The organism is uncultured Alsobacter sp. (assembly GCF_945952055.1).
In the GTDB taxonomy this organism is placed as follows: Bacteria; Pseudomonadota; Alphaproteobacteria; order Rhizobiales; family Beijerinckiaceae; genus Alsobacter.
The window spans coordinates 1-23,987 of record NZ_CAMFHB010000066.1 but is presented as its reverse complement, the minus strand read 5'-3'; the positions used below and the strand labels follow the sequence as shown (position 1 = coordinate 23,987).

Sequence of the window (23,987 nt, the reverse complement as noted above, 5' to 3'; positions counted from 1 at the left end):
CCGGTTCATTCTGCGAAGGCCTTGCGCCGGAAGGATCGGACGTGCGGAGCGGCGATGCCGGCCAGGAGCGCCGCCGTGATGAGCAGCAGGGTGAGGCTGATCGGCCGCTCGACGAAGATCGCCAGATCGCCGCGCGCCACCAGCATGGCGCGCCGGAAATACTGCTCCATCATCGGCCCCAGCACGAAGGCCAGCACCAGCGGCGCCGGCTCGCACTTCCACTTGTTCATCCCGTAGCCCAGGAGGCCGAAGGCCGCCGTCAGGAAGACGTCGAAGGTGGAGTAGTCGACGCTGTAGATGCCCACGAGGCTGACGACGAGGATGATCGGGTAGAGCACGCTGTAGCGGATCTTGAGCATCTGCACCCAGATGCCGACGAGCGGCAGGTTGATCACCAGGAGCATCAGGTTGCCGATCCACATGCTCGCGATCAGCCCCCAGAACAGGTTGGGCTGGTTGGTCATGATGCGGGGGCCGGGCACGATGCCGTGGATCAGCATGGCTCCCGTCATCAGGGCCATGACCGCGTTGGAGGGCAGCCCGAGCGTCAGCAGCGGCAGGAACGAGGTCTGCGCGCCGGCATTGTTGGCCGATTCCGGCGCCGCCACGCCGGCAGGGTCGCCCTTGCCGAACGTGCCCTCCTTGTCGGACACGCGCTTTTCGACCGAGTAGGCGACGAAGGAGCTCATCAGCGCGCCGCCGCCGGGCAGCAGGCCCAGGAACAGGCCGATGAGCGTGCCGCGCGCCACCGCCGGGGCCGCCCGCTTCGTCTCCTCGCGCGTCGGCCAGAGCGACCCGATCTTTCCGGCCTGGCTCGCCTCCGCATCGCGGGCCTGCTCGAGGGCGATCAGGATGTCGGCGATGCCGAACAGGCCGACCACCAGCGGCACGAAGGGCAGGCCGTTCAGAAGCTCGTAGGATCCGAAGGTGAAGCGGTACTGGCCCGAATTGGCGTCGGTGCCGACCAGGCCGAACAGGAGCCCGATGGCGATCATCGCCAGAGCCCTCAGCACGGACCCCTGGGCCAGCACGACGGACGCCACGAGCCCCAGCGCCATCAGCACGAAGTACTCCGCGGCGCCGAACTTCAGCACGAGCACCGCCAGGAGCGGGGCGAACAGGGCGATGAAGAGCGTGCCGACGGTTCCGGCGAAGAACGATCCCCAGGCCGCGATCGCCAGGGCGGCGCCGCCTCGCCCCCGGCGGGTCATGGCGTGGCCGTCGAGGACCGTGACCACCGAGGAGGCTTCGCCGGGCAGCCGCAGCAGGATCGACGTGGTCGAGCCGCCGTACTGCGCCCCGTAGTAGATTCCGGCGAGCGTGATCAGGCCTGCGACGGGCGACAGCGCCGAGGTCATCGGCAGGAGAATGGCGATCGTCGCCGTCGGGCCAAGCCCCGGCAGGACGCCGATCAGCGTGCCGATCAGGCAGCCCAGGAAACAGAACAGGATGTTGGTGGGATCGACGGCGACCTGGAAGCCGAGCGCCAGGCCCGCGAGGAGGGACTGGTCGAACATCACTCGAACCTCGGGAACAGGCCGATCTGCAGGCTGAGCAGCGTCACGAAGAGCAGGCACGCGCCCGCCGACAGCCCGAGGGCCAGCAGCAGCGCCGGCACGAGCCGCGCGGAGCGGTTGGCATAGACGCCGATGAGGACGACGAGGAAGGTGGTCAGCGCCAGCCCCAGCGGCTTGATGGCCAGTCCGAAGGCGACGATCGAGGCCAGGATGGCGCCGATCGGCCGGATCGCGCCGAACGGGGCGAGGGCCGGCGGTTCCGTCGCCGGATCTTCGCCCTCGTCGGCATCCTCGGCCGCGACGTCGTTGCCGCGCGCCACCAGGATCAGCACGCCCATCAGGAACAGGAAGGCCGCCACGACCAGAGGGATGAAGCCCGGACCCATGGCGGTGACGGTGCCCACGGCGTAGTCCGAGGCGATCCAGGCCGCGGCCGCGGCCAGCGCCAGGCACGAGATCCCCAGAGGTCGCCACGTGCGGTCGGCGGTCGTCACGGCCGGGGTCCCCGGATCAGGCATGGAGTGCGACCCACTTCGGCATCCCTTCTGCGCCCTCCCCGAGGGCCTTCATCGGCATTGTGTTCGGCCGAACCTAGGTCAGGACAGACAGATCTGTCTACCTTGCCCTTCCGCTTCGACGGCTCCCGGTCACAGGCGTGGCGATGGCCACGTTCGGCTCCGCCGGCGCCACCGTCGCGCCCTCCGGCCGCGTCGCCGCGTACTGGGAAAACAGCAGCAGGGCGCAGCGCTTGGCGTGGTCTCCGGGGCTCGCGTCCGGCCTGATGACGGCGGTCGCGATCGCCCCCTCGTAGAGCAGGGCCAGTTGCTCGGTGAGCGTCTCCGGATCGTGCACGTGGTCGCGCACGATGGCGAAGAACTGGTTGCGGATGAACTCCTTGTAGCCGCGGGCCGCCGAGCGGATGGCCGCGGAATCCCCATGCTCCGCTACCGCCATGAGGAAGGCGCAGCCACGGAAGTCGGGAGCGCTCAGGCTGCCGATCAGGAGGTCGAAGGCCGCTCCCAGGCGCTCGGGCGGACCCAGCACGTGCCGGTAGACACCGTCGAGGAAGCGCGCTTCAAGGCGGGCACGCCGTGCCTCGAGGCAGGCGACGACGATCTCCTCCTTGCCGCGGAAGTGACGGTAGAGCGTCGCCTTGGCGATGTCGGCCTGGCGGATGATCTCGTCCACCCCGACGGCCCGGATGCCCCGACTGTAGAACAGGGCTCCCGCGACCTCGATGATGTGCTCGCGTACGGACAGGGGCATGGCTGGACAGACCTGTCTCGTTCCTAGCAGGGCCGGCGCGCAAGTCAACGCGCTCGTCGCCGGGCTAGGCGAGCAGCCGCCGCATCTTGCGGACCGCGCTCTCCGGCGTGGTCAGGACCGGCAGCCCGCTGGCCGCCGCGACCGCCCCCGCCGCCCGGGCGAGGCTGAACTGGGCGAGCGCGATGGCGTCGCAGTGCGCGAGGCCGCGTGCGGCGGCCGCCGCGAGGCGGTCGTGCTCCGCCGCGTCGCCCCGGTCGAGTGCCGCAAGCGCCCCCTCCACCAGGCAGGGCTCGACGACGAGGTCCGCCGGAAACTCGGCCGGCATCGTCAGCAAGGTCGGTCCGAAGGTGGCCATCAGTCCGATGCGGCGCCCGGCGGACAGGGCGTCCTCGATCATCGCCTCGTTGGGCTTCAGCACCGGGAGCCCGGGATGGGCCGCCTTGACCGCATCGATGCAAGGGCCGAACGCCGAACAGGTGAACAGGATGCCGTCGCACCCGGTGCGAACGGCATAGGCCGAGAGATCCAGGAACCGCCGCGTCATCGCGTCGGTGATGGCCCCGTCCCGGGCCAGGTCGGCCGAGAGACCGTCGTCGAGCAGGTTCATTAGCCTCGCCTGTGGCCACAGCGCGGCGAAGGCAGCCTCGATGGGAGGCGGCGAATGCCGAAGCGCATGGATGAGGCCGATCCGGGGCATGGCGTCCGTCCGTGTCTCGCACAATCGATGCGGGCTACTCTATCCTGACGCCCGATCCCTCGTGCAACCGCCCATGCCAGGCCCGGAACGCCGCACATGCCGCCAAGGCTCGACCACCTGATCCTGCTCGTCCACGACATCGACGAGGCCGTCGCCGCCTTCTCCGGCGCCGGTTTCACCGTTCTGGAGCGGGCCGACGCGAAGGCCGGCAGCACGCTGTCGCGGTTCGTCGTCTTCGCCGACGACAGCTACATCCAGCTCGCTGCCTTCCGTTCGCCGCAGACCATCGAGACCCATCGGCTCGGCCCGGTGATGGCATCGGGCGGCGGCTTTGCCGACTATTCGATCCTGGTGGCCGATCTCGACGAAGCGGGCCGCCGCGGCGCGGCCGCGGGCGTCATCCTCGGCGCCGTCCACGAGGTCGGCAACAGCGTCGCCGGGGCGGGCGACTGGAGCTTGCGGCTGCTTCTCGCCGGACGGGGGACGCAGGGCGACGAGGCGCTGCCCTTCCTCGTCCAGGACGTGGCCGGACGCGGCGCGCGCGTGCCGCCGGCGCCGTCCCACGGCAACAGCGCACGGGGCATTGCCGCCGTCACCGTTGCCAGCGCCGTGCCGGCCGCATCGGCGCGGCGGCTGCGCGCTCTGCTCGGCCTGCCCACCGACGCATCCCCGCAGCCGGAGCAGGTGGTGTCGGTCGGCGGGTGCACGGTCACGTTCGTCGAGGCCGGGGGCGGCCGGCTCGGTCCGGTCGCTGTGGCGGTCCGCTGCCCGCCGGAGACGGCGCCGGCTCGCCTCTCCTTCGGCAACGGCGGCACCCTGACGCTCGGTGCGTTCGCCTAGGGACGGCGGGAACCGCCGCCCCATCTGGCCCGTTCGTGCCTCGCCGATGGGGCGTGCGGGAGTACCGGGTGGATGGCGATACCTCTCTGGGCCCAGGCCGGGCTGTGGGGGTTGCTTGCGGGCTCCGCGCTCTTGCTCGGGGCGGCCGTGGCGTGGTGGACCAGCCTGTCGCAACGGATCATCGCCGCCGTCATGGCGATCGGCTCCGGCGTCCTCATCTCCGCCGTCGCCTTCGATCTCATGGACGAGGCCTATCGCCAGGGCGGCTTCGACTCGACCTCGATCGGCTTCATCGCTGGCGCGGCCGTCTACACCGCCGCCAACATCTGGCTGACGCGCCGCGGCGCGGGCCACCGCAAGCGCTCCGGCCACGAACCGGACGAGGCGCAGTCGGGCTCGGGTGACACCTCGCTCGCGATCGCGGTCGGTGCGTTGCTGGATGGCATCCCCGAGTCCGTCGTGATCGGCGTCGGGCTGCTCGCCGGAAAGGGCGTGAGCCTCGTCACCGTCGCGGCCGTGTTCCTCTCCAACGTGCCCGAGGGTCTCTCGAGCGCCGCCGGCATGAAGCGGGCCGGGCGCGGACCGCTCTACGTGTTCGGCGTGTGGGGCGGCATCGCCGCCGTGTCGGGCGTCGCCGCCCTGTTCGGCAACGTGGTCATGGCGGGCGCGGGGCCGGAATGGATCGCCGGGACCACCGCCGTGGCCGCCGGAGCCATCCTGGCCATGCTGGCCGACACGATGATCCCGGAGGCTTTCGAGGCGACCCACGACTATGCGGGCCTCATCACCGTCGCGGGCTTCCTCGCGGCCTTCGTCCTGTCGAAGCTCGGAGGTTGAGGACGCGCATGGACCCGAACCAGGCCCTCACCGACGGCACGCCGCCGCAGGCGTCGGCCTTCGCCCTCGTCCTCTCCGGCGGACTTGCGCTCGGCGCCTTCCAGGCCGGCGTCCTCGCCGCCCTGGCCGGGCGTGGCCGGTGGCCGTCCCGCATCGTCGGGAGCTCCACGGGCGCCCTGAACGCCGCCGTTGCGCTCGGCGGTCCTGTCGAGACCGCGCCGGAGCGCCTGTGGCAGCTCTGGTTCGGATCGGCCGACCTTTTCGCCGGCGCCGGCGCCGGCTTCGGCGGCGGCCCGTGGTCCATGGCCGACGCCGGGGCACGCTTCCTCAGCGCGGCCGAAACCCTCGGGCTGGGTCGTGCAGGCCTGTTCCGGCCGCGCCCCGTTCCCCTGTCGCTCCTGCAGCCGGCGGCGGGGCACATGTCGCTGGCTCCCCTGCAGGCGCGCCTCCTCGACCTCGTGGACTTCGACCGGCTGAACGCCGGCCCCGTGTCCGCCTGCATCACGGCGACTGACCTGGAGACCGGCGAGGCGGTGGTGCTCGACACCGCCACCGGGCCGCTGGGACCCGCCGACGTGGCCGCGTCCTGCGCCATGCCGCCCCTGTTCGCGCCGGTCGAGCGCCAGGGCCGGCTCCTGGGCGATGGCGGCCTCACCGCGAACACTCCGGTCGCGCAGGTGCTGGGCTCCGGTCTGCCGGCGATCGTCGTCGATCTGCTCCCGCGGCCCGGCGAACGGCCCGCCAGCCTTTCGGAAGGTGCGTCCCGCGCCGCCGCCATCGCCTTCGCGACGCAGACATGGACCGTCATCGACGCGGCGCGCGAGGCGCACGGGCTGCGCGAACGGCTGGCCCGGGCGGGGGAGGGCGACCCGCCCGCGGCCGTCCATCTCGCCATCGTGCCGTATGTGGTCCCGGGCGAGGAGCCCGGCGTCGCCCGGCTCCTCGACTACCGGGCCGACGTGCTGTCCCGGCGCTGGGTCGCAGGAGAAAGCGCCGCCATGCGCGCGCTGGAACGCCTGGAGAGCCGACCGTCCGAGACCTTCCGGGTGGAGGTCTGTCCGTGAGCTCGAGCAAGCGGGAGCATGCCGGATGACCATCGCGATCGCCAAGGACCAGGCCGCCATGGAGGCGAAGCTCGCGGCGCGCCTTCCCGAGGGAGAGGGCTGGCAGTTCGAGCCCAAGTGGGACGGGTTTCGGTGCCTCGCCTTCCTCGACGGCGAGGCGGTGGACCTGATCGGCAAGTCCGGCAAGCCTTTGACGCGCTACTTCCCGGAGGTCGTGGCCGCGTTGCGCGCCCTCGCGCTCGGCCCCGTCGTCCTGGACGGCGAGCTCGTGATCCCGGTCGGCGAGGCGCTGTCCTTCGACGCCCTGCAGATGCGGCTGCATCCGGCGCAGAGCCGGATCGACCGGCTGGCGCGCGAGACGCCCGCGCTGTTCGTCGCGTTCGATTGCCTGGCGAGCGGCCGCAAGGCCGACCTGCGCGATCGGCCCCTGGAGGAGCGTCGGGACGTCCTGGAGACGCTCTGCGCCGACGTGGGACCGGGCGCGGTGCTGAGGCTGTCGCCGATGTCGCTCGAACGGTCGGAGGCGGAGGGCTGGCTCGACCGCTCGGGAGGAGCGCTCGACGGCATCGTGGCCAAGCGGCGGGACGGTCCCTACGCCGGCGGCGAGCGCGCCATGGTGAAGGTGAAGCTGCAGCGCACCGCCGACTGCGTGGTCGGCGGCTTCCGGCGCGAAAGCGGTGGGCGGCTGGTGGGATCGCTGCTGCTGGGCCTCTATGACGACGACGGGCTCCTCAACCATGTCGGCTTCACGTCGGGCCTCTCCCGGGAGAACAAGCCGGATCTCACCCGGCGGCTCGAGGCCCTGGCCGAAGCCCCGGGCTTCACCGGCCGCGCGCCCGGTGGGCCGAGCCGCTGGAGCACGGACAGATCCGCCCAGTGGGAGCCGCTGCGGCCCGAGCTCGTCGTCGAGGTTCGCTACGACCAGGTGACCGGCGACAGGTTCCGCCATGGCACGGCCCTGCTGCGCTGGCGGCCTGACAAGGCGCCCGGGCAATGCACGTTCGAGCAGCTGGGCCGGGATGGGCGTCCCGCGGTGATCGAGGCCGTGACGGGAACCGACCGCTGATCCGGTGTGCGGCGGACCGGCTACCCAAGGCCGGCGGGACGGTTTAGGACGTGACCGGGACCCTGCGACCGCGTCGCGGCCGGTTCCGCCGATGTCTCTGCTGGAGTTCCGCCATGCTCGGGCCCACGGCCCATGTCGACAGTTTCGCCCGCGACCGCCTGCCGTCCCTCGACCGATGGCCCGCGATGCCGGGCGCGGGGGATGCCTATCCGGAGTTCGTCAATGCCGCCGTGGAGCTGACCGACCGCATGGTCGAGCGCGGCTTCGGGGACCGAACGGCGCTGATCGGCGCCGGGCGGTCGAGAACCTACCGGGAACTGGCCTCCTGGACGGACCGACTGGCGCGCGCCCTGGTCGAGGATGTCGGGGTCCGCCCCGGCAATCGCGTCCTCATTCGCTCCGCCAACACTCCGGCCATGGTGGCCTGCTGGCTCGCGGCGACGAAGGCCGGCGCGGTCGTCGTGAACACGATGCCGATGCTGCGGGCGGGCGAGCTGAAGGCCATCGTCGACAAGGCCGAGATCGCCTTCGCCCTGTGCGACACGCGGCTCATGGAGGACATGCGGGCCACGCAGAGCCCGTTCCTGCGCAGGATCGTGGGCTTCGACGGCGGCGCGGGGCACGACGCGGAACTCGACCGGCTCGCGCTGGCCGGGCCGGCCGCGTTCGATCCGGTCCGCACCGGTCGTGACGACGTGGCCCTGCTCGGCTTCACGTCCGGCACCACGGGCGTGCCGAAGGCGACCATGCATTTCCACCGCGACATTCTCGCGATCGCCGACCACTTCGCGGCCGACATCCTGCAGGTGCGCTCCGACGACGTGTTCGTCGGCTCCCCGCCGCTCGCCTTCACCTTCGGGCTCGGCGGTCTCGCGGTGTTTCCGCTTCGCTTCGGAGCGGCGGCCGGCCTCTTCGAGACGGTGACGCCGCCCCATCTCCTGCGCCTGATCCCGGAGTTGCGGGCGACGGTCTGCTTCACCGCGCCCACGGCCTATCGCGCCATGCTGGCGGGCGCGCAGGACGCTGAGCCCTTCGCCAGCCTGCGCGTCGCCGTCGCGTCGGGGGAGACCCTGCCGGCGCCGATCCACGAGGCCTGGACGCGGCGTACCGGCGTGCCGATTCTCGAGTGCATCGGCTCGACGGAGATGCTGCACGCCTTCATCGCCAATCGCATCGACGACAACGGTCCCGGCCGCACCGGACGGCCGGTGCGCGGCTACGAGGCGCGCATCGTGGACGATGCCATGCGCGAGGTGCCGCGCGGGACCGTGGGGCGCCTGGCGGTGCGGGGCCCGACGGGGTGCCGCTACCTCGACGATCCCCGGCAAGGCGACTACGTGCGCGACGGGTGGAACATCACGGGCGATGCCTTCCTCCAGGACGAGCAGGGCTATTTCCGCTTCGTCGCCCGCAACGACGACATGATCGTGTCGGCGGGCTACAACATCGCGGGTCCGGAGGTGGAGGCGGCGCTGCTGGCCCACGCGGCCGTGCGCGAGTGTGCCGTGATCGGCGCGCCCGATCCCGAGCGCGGGCAGATCGTCCAGGCCTTCGTGGTGCTGGCCGAGGGGGAGCGGGGCGGCGACGAACTCGTCAAGGTCCTGCAGGACTTCGTGAAGGCGCGGATCGCGCCCTACAAGTACCCCCGTTCGGTGCGTTTCGTGCCGGAGCTTCCCAAGACGCTCACCGGCAAGATCAGGCACGCCGCCCTGCGCGAGGCGGTGCGGAGCTGAGCTGAGCGGTCGGCGGGTCGTCGCCGTTTGTCGGACTAGGCCCCGCTGCAGACGTGCGATGACGGCCCGAGCTTCCAGCGCCCGCCGGTGCGGAGGTTGGTCGCCGCGAAGATGAAGGCCCTGGGATCGCCCTTCTTGCAGGTGGTGTCCACCTCCACGACGCACAGCTTCACCGGATCGCCGGGACGCGAACGGCGGACGGCAGGCAGATCCTCGTAGCCGACCTGGAACGCGCCGTTGGCGTACGCCACGGCGCTGCCGCTTCCGGGCGTGTCTTGAAGCCGCGTGGAGATCGCCTTGATCGTCGTGGTCGAGCATGCGCCCATGCGGTTCGGAGGCGGCTCGTTGAGTGCCGCAGGCGCCGATGCCGCCGCGGGCTGCACCGTTCCGCACCGGCCGCGCGAGACCGCCCCGGAATCCTTGGTGGTGATGACCAGCCGATCGGGCCCCATCCGTCGGATGACCGCATTCTGCGTGAAGCGGCTCTCCTCGGCGGTGCAGGACAGGACTACGCTCCATTCTCCCGGCCCCTTGGGCGTGGATTTCCTGATGCTGCACGGGGCGCCCCCCTCGAGGTCCTCGGGCATGAACCAGTGGATCGATTTTGCCGTGACGTCGACGACGGCGTCGGTCGTCACGTTGAAGACGTTCGGATACTGCGAGCTGTCCGTCCGCGAGCGGGCGCAGGCCCCCGGCGATCCCCACGATCCAACGGGCCAGGACAGATCCGGCGATTGCGCCTGAGGAGCCTCCGCCGCCTGCACCGGTTGCGGGGTCGGCGCGGGCTGGGCGGCGACGGACGGTGCCGGAGCGGACTTGCCGGGCATCTGGATGAGGACCTGCGCGGGATAGTTCCAGCGTCCGAGGTTCAGGGTCTTGTTGCCGATGCTGTCGAGAAGCGCCCAGTTCGGCGGGACAGCGCCATCGTGACGGGCGATGAAGAACCGCATCCCGGCAGGCGGCTGGGCACCGTTCACTTGCACGAAGTAGTTGTCGCAGGAATGGTCCGAGCCCTGGCTCCGGATGCCGACCTCGTTGAAGAAGCGCACCATCGCATCGCGGTCCGGAAGGTCCGCCTTCAAATCCTGCCACACCGCCATTTTCGCGTCCGGGCCATAGAGCAGCGCGATCGCCGCATCGACTTCGCCAGTCGGGCTCAGGCGAGTTTCAGAAATCACGTATCGGTGGCCGCCGACCTCGGCTCCCGGACCAGGCTTGCCGACGCTGCAGTCCGCCGCCGCAGGCGAGATCATCGCGACGAGAACGGACGCGCCCAACGCGCACACGGAGATCTTCATCGGCCCTCCTGGAGACCGGTTCGTCCGGCGCAGCGCTCCAGGTCGAAGGTGTCGCCGGATGCCGGCGAATGCCGGCTCCCAGGCGAGAGTGACGAGGAGGGCGGGGGCCAAGAGGCGGCGCATGACGGTCTCCTGGTCAAGGTCAGCGGGCGATGATCTTCGGGAAATCCGCGAGGATCTTGGAGCAGACCACGTCGTGGCCCCACTCGCTCTCGCGCTGGTCGAACAGCGTCATCCCTGACTTGAGGTTGGACTTGACCGCCTTGTCGCCGACCTGGCGCGAGCAGGAGCGAGCCTCGTCCATCATGGCCTCGGAGTAGCGGCTGAAGCCGCACTGGAATTGGGCCCGCGAGAGGACTCCGTGCATCTTGATCGTCTTGCCGCAGTCCGGCCGCGATGCGGCTGACGCAGGGACGGCGAGGCAAACGAGGGCGGCGGAGGCGAGGAGAAGGGCGCGCATACAAACCCCGTGGAACCCGAGAAGACTTGGCGTCCCGACACTCGCGGGGTGGCGGTTACTTCCGGATTGCGGAGTACGGCGATTTCTTGCGGAATTGTAAGGTATTCGCCCCGAAGGTTATCGACCAGTTCACCTCAAGCTTTGGGGTGTGCCGACTGCTCACACCCTTTCACGGATGCCAACTCACAGGCAGGGCAAGGGCGCTTGCCCGGCAGCGGGATCAGAGGCGGCCGACACGAGGGAATGTCCGCATCCTTGCAGGGTCCCAGTCACCGCTCTCAGCCCAGACCCGGATGACCCAACGCAAGAACTTCGAGAGCTACTCGTCGAGCTGCTTGCGGGCGAGGCTGATCGAGGCGAGGCACGCGGTCTCGTCCCGCCGCTGCGCCAAGGTGTGGGCACGGTTGAGAAGAGCCTTCGCCTGGACGACGCCGTCGCGCGGGGCGACCGGCTGGACGGCCTCGCCCGCGGCATCGGTATCGGCGGGGGAGGGGGTGGGCACGCTTCGCGGGGCGGTCGCGGGGGCGGCTCCTTCGCGCGCCTGGGACACCGTCTTCAGCCGCACGTCCAGCGCCGCGATCTCATCCTGGCAGTTCGCGGCGAAGGCAGGCGAGACGAGGGCCAGCCCGACGCAGGCCAGCAGCAAGCGCAGGGGCGCCGCAGCGGCCGGTGTACCGTCGTTCGTCGTCCCCATCGGCATGCCTGTCCTCCCACGCGGTTGGCCACGCCACGGGAAATGGGACAGGCGGCGTTTGGTTCCCGGAGCGCCTACTCGATCACCTCGTCGGCCTGGGCGAGGAACGTCGCCGGCCAGTCGAGCCGCAGGGCACCGGCGGTCTTGAGGTTCAGGAGGCACTCGAAGGCGACGGGCTGCTGGATCGGCAGTTCGGCCGGGTTGGCGCCGCGCAGGACGCGGTCGACGTAGTCGGCCGTGCGGCGGAAGATGTCGATCACGTCGGGGCCATAGGAGATGAGGCCGCCGAACTGGGCGTATTGCCGGTAGACCGAGATGCCCGGGAGCTTCAGCTCCACGGCCCAGTCCGCGACCTGGCGCATGTGGCTGAACACGAAGGCCTCCGGCCCGATCATCAGACTGCCGCCCGGCGTGGCCGCCTGGGACACCAGGGCGGCGCGGATCGCCTCCGTCGTCTCCACCGGGGTGGGGATCAGCTCGACGGGGGACGAGGGGATCGCGGCCGTGAAGGAGGCCAGCATGGCCGGATAATAGGGCTGTATCCTGGGGTTGTAGAGAACCGCCGACCGTCGCGTTCCGGGAGCCGCTTCGCTGAGCAGGCCCTTCCACTTGCCCACCAGCCCGGGGTTGATGAAGTTGAAGCCCGTGATGTTGGTGCCCGGTCGCGACAGGCTCTCGGCGAAGCCGAAACCCACGGGGTCGATGACCAGCGCGGCGATCACGGGGATGGTCGTGGTCAGCCGCTTGAGCTCGACGATGACGAAGGTGCCGCTGGCGACGATCACGTCCGGCTGCGAGGCGACCAGCGCCTCGGCGTTGCGGCGCAGCGCGTCGGCATTGCCGTTGGCATAGCGGTAGTCGATCGTGGCGGTCTCGCCGTCGACCCAGCCATAGGCCTGCAGGCTGCGGCGCAGCGCCTCGATCCGCGCCACGGTTTCCGCATCCCGCTCGGACGTGCCGACGATGACGCCGATGCGCCGAAAAGGCGATTGGGCGAAGGCGCCCGACGAAACGCCGCCGAGAAGTCCCCCGACGCCCGCCGACCAGGCGAGGATCTTCCGTCGGGTGGGCATTCCAGCACCAGCCTTCGGAAGAGTTGATCGATCGCGAGCGGACACGGAAATCTCTGGTGACGACACTGGCTCGAACGCTGCCGTTGCGCAGCATATGCGATCACCGGTCGTTCGAAAACGTTGCCCGATGCGCCTAGACGCTTCCCGCCAGAAGTCCGCCCCCGACCATGATGGTGGTGCCCGTCACGTAGCTCGAGTCGCGCGACAGGAGCCAGGCGACCGCGCCGGCGACTTCGTCCGGCTCCCCCGCACGACCCATCGGAATTCCCGCGACGCGGGCCTTCGCGGTGGCCTCGGGTGTCGTTCCGCGCAGGGCGCTCAGCTTCTGGGTGGTCGCGTGGGTCAGCTGCGTGTCGATGAGGCCTGGAGCGACGACGTTGATCCGCACGCCGCGCGTGGCGAAGGAGACGGACAGGCTCGCGGCCATGCTGGCCAGCGCCGCTTTGGTTGCGCCGTAGACGAGATTCTCCGGCGACGCCCGGCGTGCGGCCACAGTGCCCACGAGGACGACGGAGGCCCCTGCCTCGAGCCGCCCCGACAGGGCGCGCGTCATGAAGAACGGCGCTTTGACGTGCACCGCGAAGCATCGATCCCAGTCGGCTTCGGTGATCTCGTCGATCGATTGGGTCAGGACGATTCCGGCCACGTGGACGAAGCCCGACAACGGCCCTTCGATGGCATCGGCGAGCGCTGCCCAGCCTTCAGCCCCGGCAAGGTCCGTGCGGTGCCACGTCAGGTCGCCGAGGGCCGCCGGACGGGGACAAAGGTCCGAGCCGATGACCTGCCGGCCATCCGCCTGCAGGCGCCGCACCACCGCCTGGCCGATGTCCCCGGCAGCGCCGGTGACCACCACCGGAGGGGTGTGCGCGGCCGTCGCGCTCATGGGTTTGCTCCTGCCGCAGCCTCGGCCTCCTCGTCGGCGGCCAGCATGGACAGCAGGTCATGCGATGCCCGCGCCACATGGTCGGCCATCGAGGTCCGCGCCGCATCCTCGTCACCCCGCTCGAACGCCGCGATGACGGCATCGTGTTCCTTGACGGTGGCGGCGGCGCGGCCCGGGATGAGCCGATAGCCCAGCCTGAAGCGGCGGCACTTGGCCCAGACCCCCTCCAGCAGGTTCGCCAGCTGGCCACTGCCGGCCGCGTCCAGGATCAGGCGGTGGAAGCGCCAGTTGGCCTCGCCCATTTCCCAGTGGTCCGCGACGCGCTGCGCTGCCGCGAACTCGCCGTTCGTGGCGCGCAGCCGGTCGAGCAGCGCCGCGTCGGTGCGGGCGCAGGCCAGGGACGCGGACAGGCCTTCCAGCGCTCCGCGGATCTGGAACACCTCCTGCGCATCGTGCCGGGACAGGGGTGCGACCCGCATTTCCTTGTGCGGCGTGGAGTGGATGAGGCCCTCTCCCTCCAGCCGCAACGTCGCCTCGCGGATCGGCATGTGCGACATGCCGGTGAGCTCGGCCAGAAGGGCCAGTGTCAGCTTCTGGCCAGGAGCCAGTTCGCCGGTGAAGATCCGCTCCCTGATGTAGGCATAGGCAAGATCGGATTTCGTGCGATGGACCAGCGAAGCCACGCGCGGCGCGCTGCTCGATGGAATTGTCATGACGCAGCGCCTCCCGCCGGCATCGGCGCCGGGACGGCGCCTCGGGCACGCTTGATCCATCCGGCGATGCCGCTGTCAAGCGACTGGCGAGGACGATAGCCGAGATCCCGGCGGGCTCGCCCGATGTCGCAGGCGCCGCGCAGGTGCCGGGCCGGATCCACCCCCGGTCCCTGCTCGATGTTCGCCTGGGGCAAGGCGCGGCGCACCGCCTCGGCGAAATCCCCGCGCGTGTGCAGCCGCCCGCCGGTGACGTTGTAGACCGGCTCGGGCAAGTCCTGCGCGCAAGCCGCCGCGACGAGGCCCTCGGCGAGATCTTCGACGCAGGTGAAGTCGCACGGGTGGTCGCGCCCACACGGCTCTCGGACCGCTTCCCCGGCGAGGACGCGGGGGATGAAGTACTCACCGATGCGCGAGCCGAAGCCGAACACGAAGCCCGTGCGCACCGAGGTCGCCTGGACCCCGTAGGTGGCCCTGTACTGCGTGCACAGCGTCTCGCTCATCAGCTTGCTCGCATCGTAGATGCCGAGCGGGGACGGATGGTCGTCCTCGCTGAGCACGGCGAGATCGGGCCGGTGTCCGTAGAGTGTCGCAGTGGAGACATGGACCAGCCGTCCGCCGGCGTCGCGCACGCGCTCGAGCAGCCGGGCCGTGCCCATGACGTTGATCTCCAACGCGCGATAGGGCTCGGCCTTCCCGGCCTGAGGCCCGACCAGGGCCGCGCAGTGTATGATCGGCACCCCGGCCGGGCACGCGCCCGCGACCTGCTCCGCGTCACGGATGTCGGCTCGGACCATCGTCGCCCCCGGGACCAGGCGAGCCAGTTCCGGGGGAGGATCGCGCACGTCGACGAGCGTGACCGCGATGCCCCGCGACAGTGCCACCTCGGCCGCGTGGATGGCCACGAAGCCCGCTCCGCCGGTGATGACCACCCTCTCCGCCACCGTCAGACCTCGAGTTCGCGGGTCGTGATGGGGGCGTCGTGGGTGGGCAGCACGACGTTGACGAAGACGAGCGGGGTCTGCCCGAGGTTCACGAGATCATGGGGGCGGCCCGGTGGCGTGACAACGATGTCGCCCTCCCGGACGGCAATCGTGACATCGCCGACGGTGGCCGTTCCCGTTCCCTGCGTGATGACCCAGGCCTCCGTCTTCCCCGTGTGCACGTGAAGGGTGCACCTGTCGCCGGGGGCCACGAGATAGCGCGAGATCGTCGTCGCCGGCGCGTCGTAGGGATTGTGGACGCGCACGGGCAGGCGCTGGGCTCCGCCGTGCAGCACGGCTCCGGTGGGACGGGTCGGATCGGCGGTGCTCACTTGGCCGCTCCGTAGACGAGATCGGGCAAGGCCAGCACCAGGGCGGGCGCGTAGGTGATCAGGAGCAGCACGGCGGTGAGCGAGACGACGTAGGGCAGGGAAGCCTTCGCGACCTTCTCGACGGATTCGCCGGACAGGTTGCTGACGACGAAGAGGGCCATGCCGACGGGCGGCGTGAGCAGGCCGATCATCATGTTCACGATCATCACCATGCCGAAGTGGATGAGGTCGATCTCCAGCGCCTTCACGGCCGGAACGATGACCGGCGTCACCAGCAGCATGATCGCGGTCGTGTCGAGCAGCATGCCCAGGATCAGCAGCACGACGTTGATGACCAGCAGGAACGTGTACTTGTTCAGGCCCATCGAGAGGACGAGCTGGGTGAGTTCCTGCGGCACGCGCTGCTGCGTGAGGATCCAGGCGAAGACGTGGGCGCCGGAGATGATGATCATCACCGCGCCCGTCGTGATCACGGTCTCGCGCAAGGCTTCGGCGACGACGCCCATGTTGACGCCGCGCCTGTACACCATGCCGAGCAGCACCGCGTAGAGCACGCCGAAGGCCGATCCTTCGGTGGGGGTGAAGAAGCCGGAATACATGCCGCCGATGAGGAAGAACGGGCAGACGAGCGCGGGCAGCGCGTCGAGGAAGGCCTTGCGCCGCGCCGGGCCACTCGCCTTGGGGGCAATGGGATAGGGCTTTCCGCGTGCCATCACGTGAATGGTGGCCATCAGCGCGCCGCCCATCAGCAGCCCCGGGATGACGCCGGCCATGAACATGCGCCCCACCGACACGTCGGCGATGTAGGCATACAGAACGGCTGCGATGCTGGGCGGGATCACCGGTGCCATGGTCGCCGATGCCGCCGTGATCGCGGCGGCGTAGTCGGCGGGATAGCCCTGCTGCCTCATGGCGCGGATCTGCACGGCGCCCAACCCCGCGGCGTCGGCGATGGCCGACCCCGACATGCCCGCGAAGAAGCCCGATGCGATGACGTTCACGTGGGCAAGGCCCGCCCGCCAATGTCCAACCATGGCCGAGGCGAAGCGGAAGATCCGCTCGGTGACGCCGGTGGCGTTCATCAGGTTCCCCATCAGGAGGAACAGAGGGATGGCCAGCAACGTGAACGAGTCCAGCCCGAATACCATGCGCTGCGCGATGATGTTGATCGGGATGCCGGCCCACCAGACGCCGATGACGCCGAGCCCGATCAGGGTGATCGCAATCGGAACACCAACGACGATGAGGCCGACCAGGCCGGCCGTGTAGAACGCGATCATGGATCAGGCATCCTGGATGAGAATGGCGGACGGCGCGGCGGGCGGACCGGCAAGGCAGCGCATCAGCGCGTGGACGGCACTCAGGCCCGCGCCGACCACCATGGCCCAGATGATCACCGCGATGGGCCATTCGGTGGAGGCGAGTTCCACGCCGCGCGATCCTCGCAGCAGCAGGATCGCCTGCCCGCAGACGAAGCCGAACACGACACAGGTTATGCCCTCCATCAGCCGGAAGTAGACGGACCGGACCGTTCCCTTCAGACGGGTCTGCACCGCGTCGACACCGATATGGACGCCTCGCCGGGTGACGGCCGCCATGCCGAGGCACGCCATCCAGATCATGAGAATGCGCGACACCTCCTCTGTCCAGACATACGGCTCGCCCGAGAAGCGGTCGATGAATTGGAAGTTGACGAGCACCGCCACCCCGACGAGGCACGCGGCCGCGCCCCATTCCTCGACCGCGGCGATGAGGGCCGCGGCCTGTGTGAAGAGCGATCGCGGGAGCGTAGCCGCGCCCGCGGTCACGGTGGGGGCGGTCACGCCTTGTAGTCCCTGATCTTGGTGTACAGCTGCACATCGCCGCCCCACGCCCTCGCCAGGTCGGGGATGGCCTGCTCGGCTGCGGCCTTGCGCCACGCGTCGAGATCGGTGGGGACGACGAGCTGCATGCCGTTGGCGACGAGTTGCTTCTTCACATCCTCGTCCCCGCTGATGAACGTCTCCGCGATCAGGTCGGTGCCGATCCGCAGCGAGGCGACAAGAGCGTCCCGGTCGGCCGGCGAGAGGCTCTTGTAAGCCTGGTCGCTCATCACGATCACGCCCGGTGCCGCGTAGGACCAGGAGATCAGGTTCGCGTACTTGGCCGTCTCGTAGAGCTTCATCGACAGAATCGTGTCGAGGGGCGTATCGGCCCCATCGACGATGCCGGACTGCAGCGCGGAGTACATTTCGGCGAAAGCGATCGGGGTGGGCACCGCGCCCAGCGCCTTGAACACCTGTGGGAACGGCGGGAAGTCGGCGACGCGGATCTTCTGCCCCTTCATCTCCGCGAGCGTGTTGAAAGGCTTGCTCTTCGAGATGACGTGGCGGGTACCGCGATGGAACCAGCCGACGATGTGCACGCCGGAGGCCTCGACGATCTTCTCCTCCCAGGCCTTTCCGATCGGCCCGTACACCACCGCGCGCCAGTGGGCGTCGTCGCGAAACAGGTAAGGCGCGTCGATGACGGCGAGCTCCTTGAGATGGACGCTCGCGCCTCCGGGTGAGGCCAGCACCATGTCGACGGAGCCCCCGCGGACCGCCACGTGCATGTCGCGCTCGGAGCCGAGCTGCGAGGACGGAAAGATCTGGAGCTGGACGCGGCCCTCTGTGCGCTTCTCCAGCTCCGCGCCTGCCTTCTCGAGGCCTTTCTGGAAGGGGTGGTTGGCCGCCAGAACGTGCCCGATCTTGAGGACGGTCGCGGCCTTCGCCGAGGTTGCCGCCAATCCCGCCGCGCCGATGAGGCCCAGGCCGAAAGCCCGCCTGTCGATTGCCGAACCCATGGTATCTCCCTCCATTTGATGTTTGATCAAATCCTTTCAGAGGCACCGGACCGTGTCAACAAGCGATCACCGATCGCAGGCGTTGGGGAGGAACGGCGCTCTTCCGCTCGGGCGGAGACGCCGCCATGATGTGGGCTGCGACAGGCCGACAACGAATGCGGGGACGATCCATGCCAGACACTGACAGCGTGAAGGTGATCCGGGAGGGTGGCCTCGTGCAGCTCGTGCTGAACCGACCGTCCGTGATCAACGCCTTCGACGTCGAGATGGCCGAACGGTTCGCCACCGCGATGCAGGCGATCGCGGCGGATCAGACGGTGCGCTGCGTCGTGCTGCGCGGCGAGGGGCGGGGATTCTGCGCGGGGGGCGACGTGGCGTCCTTCGGCTCGGACGAAGCCGCCCTGGAGCGACTCGAGACCCTGATCACCCGCCTGCATGCCGGGATCGACCAGATGACGCGCCTGGCCGTGCCGACCGTCGGCATCCTGCATGGAGCCGTGGCCGGGGCGGGGCTGAGCCTGTCGCTCGCCTGCGACTTCGCCGTGGCCTCGGAGACGACGAAGTTCACGCTGGCCTATTCGAAGCTGGCGGCCACGCCGGACGGCGGCGCGACGTGGTCGCTGCCGCGCCTCGTCGGCACGCGCAAGGCGCTCGAGATCGCGCTCCTGTCGGAGGTGTTCGGCGCCGAGGACGCCCTGCGTCTCGGGCTGCTGAACCGTGTGGTCCCGGCCGACACGGTGCTGGACGAAGGGCTGGCCTTCGCGCGGCGCCTCGCCGCGGGTCCGACCGCGGCCTATGCGCGGGCGAAGTCCCTCATCCTGGGCTCGCTCGGCACCACGTTGCCCGAGCAACTGGATCGGGAGCGTGCGGCCTTCCTCGCCTCGGCGCGGACGCGGGATTTCGCGGAGGGCAAGGACGCCTTCATGAACAAGCGCCCCCCGGTGTTCGAAGGGCGCTGAGCGGCCGGTCCCTCAGGTGCGCCGGCGCATGAGGGCAAGCCCCGGCCCCAGCGCGGTGAGCGCGATGCCGGCACTGACGACGAAGACGAACGAGACCGAGGTCTGGCCGGCGAGATAGCCGAGCAGCGGGGTGGTGAGCCCCTGCGCCACGTCGTTGCAGGCGGTGTAGAGGCCCATCGCCACGCCACGACGTTCCGGCGGCACCGACCGGACCACTTCGGCGCCGAAGCCTGGGTAGACGAGGGAGTAGCCGACGCCGGTGAGCGCGGCGCCGAAGACGGCCGTCACCGTGTCGGTGGCGAGACCCAGGATGGCGAGGCCCGCGACCAGCACGAAGAGGGAGATCGAGGCCATCTGCGCGCCGCCGAAGCGGTCCGGCAGGCGGCCGAACACGATGCGCGCGAGGATCAGCGCGCCCGCATAGGCGCTGAAGCCGACCCAGACCGGCTGCCATCCGCGCTCGCTGAACAGCAGGCTGCCGAAGGCCAGGATCGACGAGTAGCCGACACTGCTCAGGGCCGATCCGAGCCCAGGCACCAGGACGGCCGCCGCCACGTCCCGCACGCGTCCCGAGGCCGCCGTCGACACCGGCCTGCCGCCCCTGAGCATGCTCACCATCGCGAGGGCCGCGATCGGCACGATGACCGATGCGATGGCGGTGGCGAGAAAGGACCCGGAGGCGTAGAGCGCAGTGCCGAACGGTGCGCCGACCGCCAGCGACGCGAACATGGCCATGCCGATCCAGGCGATGACCTTGCCCGCGTGGGGGCCTTCCAGCAGCGCGAGGCCCCAGTTCATGCCGCCCGTGATGATGAAGCTCCCGGCCGTGCCCTGCAGGAAGCGTCCGGCCATCAACAACGCAACGGACAGCATCGGCATGCCCGCCGTCGCGGCCGACGCGAGGCTCAGGGCTCCGGAGGCGATGGCACAGGCAAGGCCGACGACGATGCCCTGCTTGCCGCCGTGCGCGTCGCAATAGGCCCCGCCCCAAACGCGCGTCAGCAGCGCCGCGGCGAACTGGGTTCCGGTGACGACGCCCACGGCGAAGGGCCCAAAGCCGAGATCCTCGTGGACGTAGAGGGGAATGACCGGGATCGACAGGCCGAGCGCCACGTAGGCCGCCGTGATGACGGCCATGACCGGTGCGAGGGTGCGCATGGGACCGTGCGCGGTCGGGGGAGGATGCATCGGGACCGGGGTTCTGGTTTCGGCGACGGCGGGTGACAATGCCACGGGCTGGGCCGCGACATCACGCGTCGGCTGCATAGTGGCTCAGGCGCGAACGCAGAAGTGCGAGTATCTCGTCCCGGACGGGATCGCGCGTGCCGCGGAGCCATGCGGCCGCCAGCGGCAGGATGCCGAGCCGGTCTGCGGGACCGGTGGACAGGGGGACGAAGCGGATGTCGCCGCCGGCCAGGCGCGCGGCCCAGCGCGGGACGATGGCGAGCCCGATCCCGGCCGCCACGAGGTTGACGATGGTCTGCTTCTCGTCCGCGACCTGCACGATCCTCGGGCGGAGGCCGGCGTGGGAGAAGAGCTTCGCGGTGAGGTCGTGGCTGTGCGGGCGAGACCGGCGGTCCGGCACGATCAGCGGGCAATCCACCAGCGCCTTGATCGCGAGCCGCCGGCGGGCCGCGAGAGGGTGCCCGGCCGGAACGGCCAGGCAGGCGCGTTCGTGGAACAGCGGCATGACCTCGATGCTCCTGTCGATGGTGTCCGGCGGTCTGACGAATGCCAGGTCGAGCCGACCGGACAGGAGCCGCGGCAGGAGCCGGACGGTCTTGTCCTCGACGACCTGGACGGCAAAGTCGGGCTCCCGTCGGCGCAGGTCCTGGAGCAAAGAAGGCACGAGCCCGGCGGATGCCGTGTCGATCGTCCCCAGCCGCAAGGGGCGGGGACTCGGCCGGCGACGCTGGCGGAACGTCCGCTCCAGGTCCTCGGCGGCCGCGAGCAGGGCGCGAGCTCCGTCCCGCAACGCCGCGCCGTCGGGCGTGAGAGCGACACTGCGGGTGGTGCGGGTGAAAAGGGCCGCGCCGAGGCCCTCCTCCAGCAGCCGGACCGTCCTGCCAAGCGTGGCAGGCAGGATGCCGAGGCGCTGGGCGGCTCGTCCAAAATGCAGTTCGTCCGCCACCGCCAGGAAGCACCGCAACTGGTCCAGGTCCATGGTCTCGTTCCCGGCAATTATATGTCCTGATTATATAATCGCGCGTACATTGTAACTCCCGCCGACGCCGGTGACACTCCACGAAACCGAAGCTCCCGCACCCGGGCAGCCCAAGGACCATCGGGAGGACCACATGCGCTTGCTGCACCGCGCCTTGCTGTCCGTGGCCACGGCCCTGTGCGCCGCCGTCGCCGTCTCGCCGCTCTCGGCCCAGACCGCCTATCCGACCAAGCCCATCACGCTGCTCGTGCCGACGGCGGCCGGCGGTCCCACCGATACCGTGGCGAGGCTGATCGCCGAGTCGATGGGCAAGTCCCTCGGGCAGACCGTCGTCATCGAGAACGTCTCGGGAGCCGGCGGCACGATCGGCATGGGGCGGGTCGCCCGCGCGGCGCCCGACGGCTACACGATCGCCATCTGGCACGTGGCCCATGCCACCGCGCCGGCCCTCTATGCAGGCCTGAAATACGATCCCGTCGCCGACTTCGACCAGATCGGCCGGATCACCGACGTTCCCATGACCCTCGTGACGAAGACCGCCGTGCCTGCGAAGGACGTGACCGAACTCATCGCCTGGCTTCGCAAGGAGAACACGAACGTCACCTATGGCCATGCCGGGATCGGGTCCGCGTCGCACCTTTGCACGCTGATCCTGTCCCAGACGCTGGGCGTGGAATTGCGCGGGATCGCCTATCGTGGCACCGGGCCCGCGATGAACGACCTGATCGGCGGCCAGTTCGACTTCATGTGCGACCAGACGACCAACACGACCAACCAGATCAAGGACGGCAAGATCCGGGGCTATGCGGTCACGACGAAGCAGCGCGTGTCGTCGCTGCCCGACCTGCCGACGCTGGACTCGGGGCCGATCAAGGGCTTCGAGGTCACGGCCTGGCACGCCATGTGGGCACCCAAGGGGCTTCCTCGCGAGGTCACCGACAAACTCGTCGCGGCGTTGCAGACGGCTCTCAAGGACGCCAAGGTCATCGAGCGTTTCGCGGCCCTGGGCACCGAGCCCGTCCCGCCGTCGCAGACGACGCCCGACGCCTTGCGGGCGCAACTCAGCGCCGAGGTGCAGCGCTGGGACACGGCCATCAAGAAGGCCGGCGTCAAGGGCGAGTGAACCTCGCCCTGCGCCGGAGGCAACGGAGGACCAGACGATGAAGACCTACAGGATCGCGGCCATCCCCGGAGACGGCATCGGCACGGAGGTGATTTCCGCGGGCGTCGAGGTCCTGCAGGCCGTCGCCGCGCAGGACGGCGGCTTCTCGGTCGCGGTCGATCATTTCGACTGGGGCGGCGAGTACTACAAGGCCCATGGCCGGATGATGCCGGAGAACGGGCGCGACCTGATCCGCCGGCACGACGCCATCCTGTTCGGCTCGGCCGGACATCCGGAGATTCCGGACCACGTCACGCTGTGGGGCCTGCGGCTCGCAATCTGCCAGCCCTTCGACCAGTACGCCAACGTGCGGCCGACGCGCATCCTGCCCGGCATCGTGCCGCCCTTGCGCCATGTGAACGGCCCGGAGCTCGACTGGGTGATCGTGCGCGAGAACTCCGAGGGCGAGTATGCGGGCGTGGGCGGGCGGGTGCACCAGGGCTCGCCGCTGGAGGCCGCAACCGACGTGACGATGTTCACCCGCGCCGGCGTCGAGCGCATCATGCGCTTCGCCTTCGCGCTGGCGCGCTCCCGCCCGCGCAAGCTCCTGACGGTGGTCACCAAGTCCAACGCCCAGCGCCATGGCATGGTGCTGTGGGACGAGATCGCGGCCGAGGTGGCGCGCGAGTTCCCCGACGTCACCTGGGACAAGATGCTCGTCGACGCCATGACCATGCGCATGGTGATCAAGCCAGGCTCGATCGACACGATCGTCGCGACGAACCTGCACGCCGACATCCTGTCCGATCTCGCGGCGGCCCTCGCGGGCTCGCTCGGCATCGCGCCCACGGCCAACCTCAATCCCGAGGGCCAATTCCCGTCCATGTTCGAGCCCATCCACGGCTCGGCCTTCGACATCATGGGCAAGGGCATCGCCAACCCGATCGGCACCTTCTGGTCCATCGTCATGATGCTGGACCACCTCGGGCAGCCCGCCGCCGCCGCACGCCTCATGCAGGCGATCGAGCGGGTGACGGCGGACAAGACCTTCCACACGCCCGACCTCGGCGGCTCGGCCCGCACGGCGGAGGTCACGAGGGCGGTCATCGGGGCGCTGTCGGGCGCCAACGCGCTGGGATAGCGCGCGCCACTCGACCCTCTCTCTCAGGCTGGGGACCCCAACACGATCGCGATTTGGCCGGTCCCCAAACCTCCTCATCCTGAGAGCTTGTGAATCAATCGCCGGTGCGGCGTTGCAACTGACATCTCCAGCGCGCGACCACCTCTCCGCCGTCCTGCCCGGGCTCGGCCCGGGCATCCACGACTTTGCCGGGGCCACGCGTCAGTCGTGGGTGGCCGGGCCAAGCCCGGCCATGACGTTGAGAGGGAGGTGCTCGCTGGACCTCCGAAAGGATCACGAGGCCTCAGCATGGAGACCTTTGCACGAGCGGGACGGTTCTGATTCACTGACGACGTGATTTGGGC

The 23,987-nt window shown here is 69.9% G+C and carries 25 protein-coding genes; 8 read left to right on the top strand and 17 right to left on the bottom strand.

Going from position 1 to position 23,987, the window contains the following annotated elements:
• Positions 1 to 5 precede the first annotated feature (5 nt).
• The 4 genes from Q0Q47_RS28690 to Q0Q47_RS28675 form a co-directional block, all read right to left on the bottom strand.
• A complete protein-coding gene (locus Q0Q47_RS28690) occupies positions 6 to 1,517 on the bottom strand; it encodes a tripartite tricarboxylate transporter permease (RefSeq protein ID WP_293868198.1) in 1,512 nt (503 codons plus the stop codon).
• Positions 1,517 to 2,011, bottom strand: coding sequence for a tripartite tricarboxylate transporter TctB family protein (locus tag Q0Q47_RS28685; RefSeq protein ID WP_293868196.1), 495 nt, complete (start codon positions 2,009 to 2,011; stop codon positions 1,517 to 1,519). Before Q0Q47_RS28685 ends, Q0Q47_RS28690 begins: the two co-directional genes overlap by 1 nt.
• A gap of 121 nt (positions 2,012 to 2,132) precedes the next feature.
• Positions 2,133 to 2,783, bottom strand: coding sequence for a TetR/AcrR family transcriptional regulator (locus Q0Q47_RS28680; protein ID WP_293868194.1), 651 nt, complete (start codon positions 2,781 to 2,783; stop codon positions 2,133 to 2,135).
• 64 nt (positions 2,784 to 2,847) lie between these two features.
• Entirely contained in the window at positions 2,848 to 3,480 is a 633-nt protein-coding gene (locus Q0Q47_RS28675; protein ID WP_293868192.1) for an arylsulfatase, read from the bottom strand.
• A gap of 96 nt (positions 3,481 to 3,576) precedes the next feature.
• Here Q0Q47_RS28675 and Q0Q47_RS28670 point away from each other — a divergent pair, with 96 nt between their 5' ends.
• The 5 genes from Q0Q47_RS28670 to Q0Q47_RS28650 all read left to right on the top strand — a co-directional run bounded on the left by Q0Q47_RS28670 (position 3,577) and on the right by Q0Q47_RS28650 (position 9,020).
• Positions 3,577 to 4,320 carry a VOC family protein gene (locus Q0Q47_RS28670; RefSeq protein WP_293868190.1) on the top strand — a complete coding sequence of 248 codons (744 nt, stop codon included), beginning with the start codon at positions 3,577 to 3,579 and terminating at the stop codon, positions 4,318 to 4,320.
• A 72-nt stretch (positions 4,321 to 4,392) separates the two neighbouring features.
• Complete coding sequence (locus tag Q0Q47_RS28665) at positions 4,393 to 5,157, top strand: ZIP family metal transporter (RefSeq protein WP_367278323.1); 765 nt, start codon at positions 4,393 to 4,395, stop codon at positions 5,155 to 5,157.
• A gap of 8 nt (positions 5,158 to 5,165) precedes the next feature.
• Entirely contained in the window at positions 5,166 to 6,221 is a 1,056-nt protein-coding gene (locus Q0Q47_RS28660; RefSeq protein WP_293868188.1) for a patatin-like phospholipase family protein, read from the top strand.
• Between the two features lie 25 nt (positions 6,222 to 6,246).
• Positions 6,247 to 7,287, top strand: coding sequence for an ATP-dependent DNA ligase (locus Q0Q47_RS28655; protein ID WP_293868186.1), 1,041 nt, complete (start codon positions 6,247 to 6,249; stop codon positions 7,285 to 7,287).
• Between the two features lie 113 nt (positions 7,288 to 7,400).
• On the top strand, positions 7,401 to 9,020 hold the full coding sequence (locus Q0Q47_RS28650; RefSeq protein ID WP_293868184.1) for an AMP-binding protein: 1,620 nt from the start codon (positions 7,401 to 7,403) through the stop codon (positions 9,018 to 9,020).
• A 35-nt stretch (positions 9,021 to 9,055) separates the two neighbouring features.
• Here the strand turns inward: Q0Q47_RS28650 and Q0Q47_RS28645 are convergent, their stop codons facing one another.
• The 11 genes from Q0Q47_RS28645 to Q0Q47_RS28595 all read right to left on the bottom strand — a co-directional run bounded on the left by Q0Q47_RS28645 (position 9,056) and on the right by Q0Q47_RS28595 (position 18,277).
• On the bottom strand, positions 9,056 to 10,318 hold the full coding sequence (locus tag Q0Q47_RS28645; RefSeq protein ID WP_293868182.1) for a hypothetical protein: 1,263 nt from the start codon (positions 10,316 to 10,318) through the stop codon (positions 9,056 to 9,058).
• A gap of 142 nt (positions 10,319 to 10,460) precedes the next feature.
• On the bottom strand, positions 10,461 to 10,778 hold the full coding sequence (locus tag Q0Q47_RS28640) for a hypothetical protein (protein ID WP_293868180.1): 318 nt from the start codon (positions 10,776 to 10,778) through the stop codon (positions 10,461 to 10,463).
• Positions 10,779 to 11,097: 319 nt separating this feature from the next.
• Positions 11,098 to 11,478 (bottom strand): hypothetical protein, encoded by a 381-nt coding sequence (locus tag Q0Q47_RS28635; RefSeq protein WP_293868178.1) that lies wholly within the window; start codon positions 11,476 to 11,478, stop codon positions 11,098 to 11,100.
• A 68-nt stretch (positions 11,479 to 11,546) separates the two neighbouring features.
• On the bottom strand, positions 11,547 to 12,545 hold the full coding sequence (locus Q0Q47_RS28630; protein ID WP_293868176.1) for an ABC transporter substrate-binding protein: 999 nt from the start codon (positions 12,543 to 12,545) through the stop codon (positions 11,547 to 11,549).
• A 133-nt stretch (positions 12,546 to 12,678) separates the two neighbouring features.
• A complete protein-coding gene (locus Q0Q47_RS28625; RefSeq protein WP_293868174.1) occupies positions 12,679 to 13,428 on the bottom strand; it encodes an SDR family NAD(P)-dependent oxidoreductase in 750 nt (249 codons plus the stop codon).
• Positions 13,425 to 14,141 (bottom strand): GntR family transcriptional regulator, encoded by a 717-nt coding sequence (locus tag Q0Q47_RS28620; protein ID WP_293868172.1) that lies wholly within the window; start codon positions 14,139 to 14,141, stop codon positions 13,425 to 13,427. Before Q0Q47_RS28620 ends, Q0Q47_RS28625 begins: the two co-directional genes overlap by 4 nt.
• Positions 14,138 to 15,082, bottom strand: coding sequence for an NAD(P)-dependent oxidoreductase (locus tag Q0Q47_RS28615; protein ID WP_293868170.1), 945 nt, complete (start codon positions 15,080 to 15,082; stop codon positions 14,138 to 14,140). The genes Q0Q47_RS28620 and Q0Q47_RS28615 overlap by 4 nt, the downstream gene beginning before the upstream one ends.
• 2 nt (positions 15,083 to 15,084) lie before the next feature.
• Positions 15,085 to 15,453 carry a cupin domain-containing protein gene (locus Q0Q47_RS28610; protein WP_293868168.1) on the bottom strand — a complete coding sequence of 123 codons (369 nt, stop codon included), beginning with the start codon at positions 15,451 to 15,453 and terminating at the stop codon, positions 15,085 to 15,087.
• The gene (locus tag Q0Q47_RS28605) at positions 15,450 to 16,733 is read right to left on the bottom strand and encodes a TRAP transporter large permease (protein WP_293868166.1); all 1,284 of its coding nucleotides are present in this window, start codon (positions 16,731 to 16,733) and stop codon (positions 15,450 to 15,452) included. The genes Q0Q47_RS28610 and Q0Q47_RS28605 overlap by 4 nt, the downstream gene beginning before the upstream one ends.
• 3 nt (positions 16,734 to 16,736) lie before the next feature.
• The gene (locus Q0Q47_RS28600; protein WP_293868164.1) at positions 16,737 to 17,276 is read right to left on the bottom strand and encodes a TRAP transporter small permease; all 540 of its coding nucleotides are present in this window, start codon (positions 17,274 to 17,276) and stop codon (positions 16,737 to 16,739) included.
• Positions 17,273 to 18,277: a TRAP transporter substrate-binding protein gene (locus Q0Q47_RS28595; protein ID WP_293868162.1), complete on the bottom strand. Its 1,005-nt coding sequence runs from the start codon at positions 18,275 to 18,277 to the stop codon at positions 17,273 to 17,275. Before Q0Q47_RS28595 ends, Q0Q47_RS28600 begins: the two co-directional genes overlap by 4 nt.
• A 170-nt stretch (positions 18,278 to 18,447) precedes the next feature.
• Here Q0Q47_RS28595 and Q0Q47_RS28590 point away from each other — a divergent pair, with 170 nt between their 5' ends.
• Positions 18,448 to 19,236 carry an enoyl-CoA hydratase-related protein gene (locus Q0Q47_RS28590; RefSeq protein ID WP_293868160.1) on the top strand — a complete coding sequence of 263 codons (789 nt, stop codon included), beginning with the start codon at positions 18,448 to 18,450 and terminating at the stop codon, positions 19,234 to 19,236.
• 12 nt (positions 19,237 to 19,248) lie between these two features.
• Here the strand turns inward: Q0Q47_RS28590 and Q0Q47_RS28585 are convergent, their stop codons facing one another.
• Together Q0Q47_RS28585 and Q0Q47_RS28580 are read right to left on the bottom strand one after the other, a co-directional pair.
• Positions 19,249 to 20,394: an arabinose transporter gene (locus Q0Q47_RS28585; RefSeq protein ID WP_293868158.1), complete on the bottom strand. Its 1,146-nt coding sequence runs from the start codon at positions 20,392 to 20,394 to the stop codon at positions 19,249 to 19,251.
• 91 nt (positions 20,395 to 20,485) lie between these two features.
• On the bottom strand, positions 20,486 to 21,400 hold the full coding sequence (locus tag Q0Q47_RS28580) for a LysR family transcriptional regulator (RefSeq protein ID WP_293868156.1): 915 nt from the start codon (positions 21,398 to 21,400) through the stop codon (positions 20,486 to 20,488).
• A 133-nt stretch (positions 21,401 to 21,533) separates the two neighbouring features.
• Here Q0Q47_RS28580 and Q0Q47_RS28575 point away from each other — a divergent pair, with 133 nt between their 5' ends.
• Together Q0Q47_RS28575 and Q0Q47_RS28570 are read left to right on the top strand one after the other, a co-directional pair.
• Positions 21,534 to 22,523, top strand: a complete 990-nt coding sequence (locus Q0Q47_RS28575) for a tripartite tricarboxylate transporter substrate-binding protein (RefSeq protein WP_293868154.1) — start codon at positions 21,534 to 21,536, stop codon at positions 22,521 to 22,523.
• A 37-nt stretch (positions 22,524 to 22,560) separates the two neighbouring features.
• The gene (locus Q0Q47_RS28570) at positions 22,561 to 23,643 is read left to right on the top strand and encodes a tartrate dehydrogenase (RefSeq protein WP_293868152.1); all 1,083 of its coding nucleotides are present in this window, start codon (positions 22,561 to 22,563) and stop codon (positions 23,641 to 23,643) included.
• Positions 23,644 to 23,987: the final 344 nt, after the last annotated feature.

Excerpts from the sequence above, each read along its gene's own strand:
- Q0Q47_RS28690 (WP_293868198.1), bottom strand. The coding sequence starts at position 1,517 with ATGTTCGACCAGTCCCTCCTCGCGGGCCTGGCGCTCGGCTTCCAGGTC.
- Q0Q47_RS28680 (WP_293868194.1), bottom strand. The coding sequence starts at position 2,783 with ATGCCCCTGTCCGTACGCGAGCACATCATCGAGGTCGCGGGAGCCCTG.
- Q0Q47_RS28675 (WP_293868192.1), bottom strand. The coding sequence starts at position 3,480 with ATGCCCCGGATCGGCCTCATCCATGCGCTTCGGCATTCGCCGCCTCCC.
- Q0Q47_RS28670 (WP_293868190.1), top strand. The coding sequence starts at position 3,577 with ATGCCGCCAAGGCTCGACCACCTGATCCTGCTCGTCCACGACATCGAC.
- Q0Q47_RS28665 (WP_367278323.1), top strand. The coding sequence starts at position 4,393 with ATGGCGATACCTCTCTGGGCCCAGGCCGGGCTGTGGGGGTTGCTTGCG.
- Q0Q47_RS28660 (WP_293868188.1), top strand. The coding sequence starts at position 5,166 with ATGGACCCGAACCAGGCCCTCACCGACGGCACGCCGCCGCAGGCGTCG.
- Q0Q47_RS28655 (WP_293868186.1), top strand. The coding sequence starts at position 6,247 with ATGACCATCGCGATCGCCAAGGACCAGGCCGCCATGGAGGCGAAGCTC.
- Q0Q47_RS28650 (WP_293868184.1), top strand. The coding sequence starts at position 7,401 with ATGCTCGGGCCCACGGCCCATGTCGACAGTTTCGCCCGCGACCGCCTG.
- Q0Q47_RS28645 (WP_293868182.1), bottom strand. The coding sequence starts at position 10,318 with ATGAAGATCTCCGTGTGCGCGTTGGGCGCGTCCGTTCTCGTCGCGATG.
- Q0Q47_RS28640 (WP_293868180.1), bottom strand. The coding sequence starts at position 10,778 with ATGCGCGCCCTTCTCCTCGCCTCCGCCGCCCTCGTTTGCCTCGCCGTC.
- Q0Q47_RS28635 (WP_293868178.1), bottom strand. The coding sequence starts at position 11,478 with ATGCCGATGGGGACGACGAACGACGGTACACCGGCCGCTGCGGCGCCC.
- Q0Q47_RS28630 (WP_293868176.1), bottom strand. The coding sequence starts at position 12,545 with ATGCCCACCCGACGGAAGATCCTCGCCTGGTCGGCGGGCGTCGGGGGA.
- Q0Q47_RS28625 (WP_293868174.1), bottom strand. The coding sequence starts at position 13,428 with ATGAGCGCGACGGCCGCGCACACCCCTCCGGTGGTGGTCACCGGCGCT.
- Q0Q47_RS28620 (WP_293868172.1), bottom strand. The coding sequence starts at position 14,141 with ATGACAATTCCATCGAGCAGCGCGCCGCGCGTGGCTTCGCTGGTCCAT.
- Q0Q47_RS28605 (WP_293868166.1), bottom strand. The coding sequence starts at position 16,733 with ATGATCGCGTTCTACACGGCCGGCCTGGTCGGCCTCATCGTCGTTGGT.
- Q0Q47_RS28595 (WP_293868162.1), bottom strand. The coding sequence starts at position 18,277 with ATGGGTTCGGCAATCGACAGGCGGGCTTTCGGCCTGGGCCTCATCGGC.
- Q0Q47_RS28590 (WP_293868160.1), top strand. The coding sequence starts at position 18,448 with ATGCCAGACACTGACAGCGTGAAGGTGATCCGGGAGGGTGGCCTCGTG.
- Q0Q47_RS28585 (WP_293868158.1), bottom strand. The coding sequence starts at position 20,394 with ATGCGCACCCTCGCACCGGTCATGGCCGTCATCACGGCGGCCTACGTG.
- Q0Q47_RS28580 (WP_293868156.1), bottom strand. The coding sequence starts at position 21,400 with ATGGACCTGGACCAGTTGCGGTGCTTCCTGGCGGTGGCGGACGAACTG.
- Q0Q47_RS28575 (WP_293868154.1), top strand. The coding sequence starts at position 21,534 with ATGCGCTTGCTGCACCGCGCCTTGCTGTCCGTGGCCACGGCCCTGTGC.
- Q0Q47_RS28570 (WP_293868152.1), top strand. The coding sequence starts at position 22,561 with ATGAAGACCTACAGGATCGCGGCCATCCCCGGAGACGGCATCGGCACG.